Annotated in this window: 1 rRNA gene; it reads left to right on the top strand. The window is 53.5% G+C overall.

Annotation, left to right across the window (positions count from 1 at the left end):
• Window positions 1-303: ribosomal RNA gene (locus A9G24_RS10845) — 16S ribosomal RNA — on the top strand; the annotation flags it as partial.

Genomic DNA, 303 nt, shown 5'->3' with positions numbered 1-303 from the left:
CGTGCTACAATGGCGTATACAAAGGGAGGCGACCTCGCGAGAGTAAGCGGACCTCATAAAGTACGTCTAAGTCCGGATTGGAGTCTGCAACTCGACTCCATGAAGTCGGAATCGCTAGTAATCGTGAATCAGAATGTCACGGTGAATACGTTCCCGGGCCTTGTACACACCGCCCGTCACACCATGGGAGTGGGTTGCACCAGAAGTAGATAGCTTAACCTTCGGGCGGGCGTTTACCACGGTGTGGTTCATGACTGGGGTGAAGTCGTAACAAGGTAACCGTAGGGGAACCTGCGGTTGGAT

This window comes from Gilliamella sp. App6-5, assembly GCF_001690525.1.
Classification (GTDB): Bacteria; Pseudomonadota; Gammaproteobacteria; order Enterobacterales; family Orbaceae; genus Gilliamella; species Gilliamella apicola_H.
The sequence above is the reverse complement of the archived record's forward strand: the minus strand, read 5'-3'. Positions and strand labels throughout refer to the sequence as shown.